Raw genomic sequence first — 6,245 nt, forward strand, 5'->3', positions numbered from 1 at the left:
GCGGCATCCTCGGCAGCCTGGGCGGCCTGCTCGGCGGCGGCAAGAAGTAGCGCGGCCGGCCGGCCGGACTTTCGTGCGCACCGACACTTCACGGTCCCGGCGGCGCGTGGACTGTCGGTGAGCGCGAAACGGCCGCCGGCCGCAGGGCGACCAGCAGACGGACGGGAGGCGCGGTGCCAGCCGGCACCGCGCCTCCAGTCAGTCAGGTGCGTGCGCTACTCGCCGCGCAGCTCCAGGTACTTGGCGATGAGCGCCTTCGTCGAGGAGTCCTGCGCGTCCAGCGCAGCCTGGTCGCCGTCGACCGCCGGGGCGATCTGCAGCGCCAGCTGCTTGCCGAGCTCGACGCCCCACTGGTCGAACGAGTCGATGCCCCAGATGGTGCCCTCGGTGAACACGATGTGCTCGTACAGCGCGATGAGCTGGCCGAGGACGCTCGGGGTGAGCTCCGGCGCGAGGATCGACGTCGACGGCTTGTTGCCGGTGAACGTGCGGGCGGAGACGATGGCCTCGTCCGTGGTGCCCTCGGCGCGGACCTCGTCCGCGGTCTTGCCGAACGCGAGCGCCTTCGTCTGGGCGAAGAAGTTCGCGAGGAACAGCGCGTGGACGTCCTGCCCGGGCTGCACGGCCCCGCCGTCGCCGGTCTCGTCCTTCAGCGGACGAGCGGGCTTCGCGACCGTGATGAAGTCCGTCGGGATGAGTCGCGTGCCCTGGTGGATGAGCTGGTAGAACGCGTGCTGGCCGTTCGTGCCCGGCTCGCCCCAGAAGACCTCGCCGGTCTCGGTGGTGACGGGCGAGCCGTCCCAGCGGACGCGCTTGCCGTTCGACTCCATGGTGAGCTGCTGCAGGTACGCGGCGAAGCGGTGAAGGTACTGCGTGTACGGCAGGACCGCGTGGCTCTGCGCGCCGAGGAAGTTCGAGTACCAGACGTTGAGCAGGCCCATCAGGACGGGGACGTTCTGCTCGAGCGGCGTCGTGCGGACGTGCTCGTCGATGGCGTGGAAGCCCGCGAGGAACTGCTCCCAGTTCTCCGGGCCGATGGCGATGACGACGCTCGTGCCGATGGCGGAGTCGACCGAGTAGCGGCCGCCCACCCAGTCCCAGAAGCCGAAGGCGTTCTCCGGGTCGATGCCGAACGCGGCGACCTTGTCGAGCGCGGTCGAGACGGCCACGAAGTGCTTCGCGACGGCGTTCGACTTCTCGTCGTCGGAGGCGTCGGTGAGGCCGAGCCGCTCCCAGAGCCACTGCCGTGCGAGGCGGGCGTTCGTGAGGGTCTCGAGCGTGCCGAAGGTCTTCGAGGCGACGATGAAGAGCGTGGTCTCGGGGTCGAGGTCCGCGGTCTTCTCGTAGATGTCCGCGGGGTCGATGTTCGAGACGAAGCGCGCCTCGAGCCCGGGCTGCACGTACGGCTTCAGGGCCTCGTAGACCATGACCGGGCCGAGGTCCGAGCCACCGATGCCGATGTTCACGACGGTCTCGATGCGCTTGCCGGTGACACCGGTCCAGGACCCGTCGCGGACCTTCGTGGCGAAGGCGTAGACCTTGTCGAGCGTGGCGTGCACGTCGGCGTCGACGTCCTGGCCGTCCACGACGAGCGCCGGCGAGGCACCCTTCGGGCGGCGGAGGGCGGTGTGCAGGACGGCGCGGTCCTCGGTGGCGTTGATGTGTTCACCGGCGAGCATCGCCTGGAAGCGCTCGGCGACGCCGGTGTCCTTCGCGACCTGCAGCAGGTCCTTGAGGATCTCGTCGGTGACGAGGCCCTTCGACAGGTCCACGGTCAGGTCGGCGGCCTGGAACGTGTAGCGCTCGGCACGACCGGGGTCTGTGTCGAACCACCCTCGCAGGTCCGGGGTGAAGCCGTCGGCGATGCCGGCGAGCTTCTTCCAGCCGTCGGTCGATGTGGGGTCGACGGGAGCGGATTCGGTCACTTGGGTCCTCCTGGGATCACCTTCAAGACGTACAAGCCCGCGGGTCACCGCAGCGCTGCGTCGCGGACCGTCTTCGAGCGTAGCGCCGTCCGACGGGTGGCGCGCACCGCCGGACGGGAGGCACGGGGTGCGTTCGCTGCGCGCGTCACCCGGGCAGCGGGGCGAAGCGGCGCAGGCGCAGGCTGTTCGTCACGACGAACACCGACGAGAACGCCATCGCGGCACCGGCGAGCACCGGGTTGAGCAGCCCCGCCATCGCGAGCGGGATCGCCGCCACGTTGTACGCGAACGCCCAGAACAGGTTCCCCTTGATCGTGCGCAGGGTGGCCCGGGACAGCCGGATCGCCTCGGCCACGACCGTCAGGCGGCCGCTGACCACCGTGATGTCGCTCGCTGCGATCGCCGCGTCCGTGCCGGCCCCCATCGCGATGCCGAGGTCGGCAGCGGCCAGGGCTGCGGCGTCGTTCACGCCGTCGCCGACCATCGCCACGCTGCGCCCCTCGGCCTGCAGGCGACGGACGGTCTCGAGCTTCGAGGCCGGGGTGGCTCGGGCGTGCACCTCGTCGATGCCGACCGAGGCGGCGACGGCTCGGGCAGCGCCCTCGTTGTCGCCGGTGAGCAGTACCGGGTGCAGGCCGAGCTCCACGAAGCGCCGGACGGCGTCCGCCGCCTCGGGCTTGACCGTGTCCGCGACGACGACCACGCCGAGCGCGCGTCCGTCCGTCGCGACGACGACCGCCGTGCCGCCGTCCGCCTCGGCGTCCCGGACCGTCTGCGCCACGGCGTCGGGCACCGTGATCGCCCACGACGCCTCGAGCCACGCGACGGTCCCGACGAGCACGACCTCGCCGTCGACGACCGCCTGGACGCCGGCGCCGGGCGTCGCGGTGAACTGCGTCGCACCGGCGACGTCGAGTCCGCGGGCCCGTGCGGCCGTGACGATCGCGCGCGCGACCGGGTGCTCGGAGCCGTCCTCGACCGCGGCGGCGAGACGGAGGACCGCCGCGTCGTCGGTGTCCGGCGTGCCGGTGACCGAGCGGAGGGCCATCGACCCCGTGGTGACGGTGCCGGTCTTGTCGAGGACGATCGTGTCGACGCCGCGGGTCTGTTCGAGGACCTGCGGACCGCCGATGAGGATCCCGAGCTGCGATCCCCGGCCGGTCCCGACGAGCAACGCGGTCGGGGTCGCGAGTCCGAGCGCGCAGGGGCAGGCGATGATGAGCGTGGCCACCGCCGCGGTGAAGGCCGCCGTCAGGGAGCCGCCGAGGACGAGCCACCCGACGAAGGCCAGCACCGCGAGCCCGATGACGATCGGGACGAAGACGCCGGACACCCGGTCGGCGAGGCGCTGGACCTCGGCCTTCCCGGTCTGCGCGTCCTCGATGAGACGGCCCATGCGGGCGAGTTCGGTGTCGGCTCCGACCCGGGTGATCGTGACGACGAGCGGCCCGCCGACGTTGATCGTGGCGCCGGTGACGTCGTCGCCCGGACGGACCTCGACGGGCACGGACTCGCCCGTGAGCATGCTGAGGTCGACGGCCGACGAGCCCTCGCGCACGGTGCCGTCGCTCGGGATCCGCTCTCCCGGCCGCACGACGACCACGTCGCCGACGACCAGCGACGCGGCGGGCACACGGGACTCGGATCCCCCGCGGAGCACTGTCGCGTCCTTCGCCCCGAGTTCGAGCAGTGCACGGAGCGCGGCCCCGGACTGCTGCTTCGCGCGGGCCTCCATGTACCGCCCGGCGAGGATGAACACGGTCACGGCAGACGCGACCTCGAGGTACAGGTCGCTCGCCTCGGGGTCGGTGGCGAACCACGAGAAGGTCATGTGCATGCCGGGCATCCCGGCGTCACCGAGGAACAGCGCGTACAGCGACCACCCGAACGCGGCGAGCACGCCGACGCTCACGAGGGTGTCCATCGTCGCGGCACCGTGCCGGGCGTTCACCCACGCAGCGCGGTGGAAGGGCAGGGCGCCCCACACGGCCACGGGGGCGGCGAGTGCGAGGGCCAGCCACTGCCAGTTCGGGAACTGCAGCACGGGCACCATCGACAGGACGACGACGGGGACGGCGAGGACAGCGGAGACGACCAGGCGCTGCCGGAGCGCCGCGGACGCATCGTCCTCGCGCGGAGCGGCGGGGTCGTCCGGTGCGGGCGGGGTGGGCACGGACGCCCCGTACCCCGCCGACTCCACGGCCGCGATGAGCGCGCCGGTGTCCGAGCTGCCGGAGACCGTGGCCTTCTCGGTCGCGTAGTTCACGGTCGCCGTGACGCCGGGGAGCTTGCCGAGCTTCCGTTCGATGCGGTTCGCGCACGAGGCGCACGTCATCCCCGTGATGTCGAGTTCGACCGCGCCGTCCGTCACGACCGCACGACCTCGTAGCCGGCCTCGGTGACCGCGGCGCGGAGCGCGTCGGACGCCACCGGGGCGTCGGACGTCACCGTGACCTCGGACGCACCGCCGGGGACGAGTCGCACCCGGACGTCGGACACGCCGTCGAGCTCGGTGAGCTCCTCGGTGACGCTCATCACGCAGTGGTCGCAGGTCATTCCCTCGACGAGCAGCAGTTCGGTGTTCATGGTGGTTCCCTTCAGGAGCGGACGAGTCGGGCGATGGCCTCGCTGGCTTCGCGGACCTTGGCGTCGGCGGCCTCGCCGCCCTCGGCGACGGCCTCGGCGACGCAGTGCTTGAGGTGGTCCTCGAGCAGCGACAGGGCGACACGCTCGAGCGCCCGGTTCGCTGCGGAGATCTGGGTGAGGACGTCGATGCAGTACGTCTCGTCCTCGACCATGCGGGCGATGCCGCGGACCTGACCCTCGGCTCGGCGGAGTCGCTTGAGCAGGTCGTCCTTGTCGCCGATGTAGCCGACGTGTTCGTGCATGCTGGCCTCCGTCATGGTCAATACGGTACCCCCCTAGGGTATTCCCTGACGCCGAACGCGCAACCATGGCAGGATGCGCCCATGACCGAGGCGGCGACGAACGGCTTCCGCAGGCTGCGGTTCGCGGACGCCGACGGCTCGGACTACTCCGACATCTTCGAGGCCGAGTACCACGGCTCGGACTTCGCCTCCGACACGTTCGCGACCGAGGACGCCCGCTACGAGTACACGGTCGTGGGCGACGACGACCTGACGCTCCGCACGATGCGCGCCGAGGGCGGGAAGCGCGGTGGCGTCATCGGCCCGCGGGACGACCACGTCGTGTTCTGGCTCACCAGGGGCCAGCTCGAGATGCACTTCGCGGACCGCTCCCGCGTGGTGGAGCCCGGGAGCCCGTACATCGCCTCGGCGTCCGAGGCCTACCGCTTCGAGTCCACGGGCACGGTCTACAACGGCGTGCACATCGCCGACCGGTTCCTCCGCACGGTCGGGCGGGACCTCGGCTTCGCCCTCCCCGACGGGCCGCTCCTGTTCGAGCAGCAGGACGAGGCCGTCGCGCGCCAGGAACCCCTCCGCCACCTCGTCCGCGAGATCGGCCCGATGCTCGTCGACGACCGCGTGCTCGGACCGATGCGGACGGCCCTCAACCGGCGGCTCGCCGTCGTCGTCCTCGACACCTTCCCGATCCGGAACCGCGGATCGGACGTCCCGGTGGCGAACCGTCTGCGGGACGCGGTGCGGTTCATCGAGGAGCACGCCGCCGAACGTCCCTCGGTCCCCGAGATCGCCGCCGCGTGCGGGCTCAGCCAGCGGGGGCTGCAGGACGTCTTCGCGCGGACGCTCGACTCGACCCCGCACCGGTTCCTCCGCGACCACCGGCTCGACCGCGTCCGACGCGAGCTCCTGCACTCGGACGGCGACGAGAGCGTCACCGAGATCGCCCGACGCTGGGGCTTCACGAACCACGGCCGCCTCGCCGGCGCGTACCGCGACCGGTACGGCGAGGACCCGGCCACGACGCTCCGCTCGTCGCGCGCCGCCAAGCCGGGCCGTGCCTCCTGGCGGCTCCGCCGTGCCGTCGAGTTCATCGAGTCGCACCGCGACGAGCCGCTGACGCTGCAGGCGATCGCGGACGCGGCCGGGGTACGTCCGCGTCGGCTCCAGCAGCTCTTCCTGGAGGAACGGGGCGAGTCCCCGATGGCGGCCGTGCGGTCGATCCGTGGTGCTGCAGAACGCAACCAGACGGACGGAATCAGCGCAGTCCGCTGAACGTCCCACCAGCCGGGGTACGGAAACGCAGGCATCCGGCGGTGTCTCTGAAAAGTTCCTGAATCCGATCACCTCCGTGTGACGAACGTCTGGTGGGCCCCGTCTCATCCGTGAACAGCAACCGCTGGGATCGCCCGGCGGGTCTACGGAAGGAACGAACATG

The 6,245-nt window shown here is 71.5% G+C and carries 5 protein-coding genes; 1 reads left to right on the plus strand and 4 read right to left on the minus strand.

The window, feature by feature from the left end:
* Positions 1-215: 215 nt before the first annotated feature.
* The 4 genes from pgi to HWD93_RS18005 form a co-directional block, all read right to left on the minus strand.
* The gene (pgi, locus tag HWD93_RS17990; protein ID WP_261647555.1) at positions 216-1,925 is read right to left on the minus strand and encodes a glucose-6-phosphate isomerase; all 1,710 of its coding nucleotides are present in this window, start codon (positions 1,923-1,925) and stop codon (positions 216-218) included.
* A gap of 145 nt (positions 1,926-2,070) precedes the next feature.
* The gene (locus HWD93_RS17995) at positions 2,071-4,296 is read right to left on the minus strand and encodes a heavy metal translocating P-type ATPase (protein ID WP_261647556.1); all 2,226 of its coding nucleotides are present in this window, start codon (positions 4,294-4,296) and stop codon (positions 2,071-2,073) included.
* Positions 4,293-4,511, minus strand: a complete 219-nt coding sequence (locus HWD93_RS18000) for a heavy-metal-associated domain-containing protein (RefSeq protein ID WP_229086755.1) — start codon at positions 4,509-4,511, stop codon at positions 4,293-4,295. Before HWD93_RS18000 ends, HWD93_RS17995 begins: the two co-directional genes overlap by 4 nt.
* An 11-nt stretch (positions 4,512-4,522) precedes the next feature.
* Positions 4,523-4,828, minus strand: a complete 306-nt coding sequence (locus HWD93_RS18005) for a metal-sensitive transcriptional regulator (RefSeq protein ID WP_139199276.1) — start codon at positions 4,826-4,828, stop codon at positions 4,523-4,525.
* 66 nt (positions 4,829-4,894) lie between these two features.
* Here HWD93_RS18005 and HWD93_RS18010 point away from each other — a divergent pair, with 66 nt between their 5' ends.
* On the plus strand, positions 4,895-6,082 hold the full coding sequence (locus HWD93_RS18010) for a helix-turn-helix domain-containing protein (RefSeq protein ID WP_261647557.1): 1,188 nt from the start codon (positions 4,895-4,897) through the stop codon (positions 6,080-6,082).
* Positions 6,083-6,245 lie beyond the last annotated feature (163 nt).

This window comes from Curtobacterium sp. C2H10 (assembly GCF_025407985.1).
Classification (GTDB): domain Bacteria; phylum Actinomycetota; class Actinomycetes; order Actinomycetales; family Microbacteriaceae; genus Curtobacterium.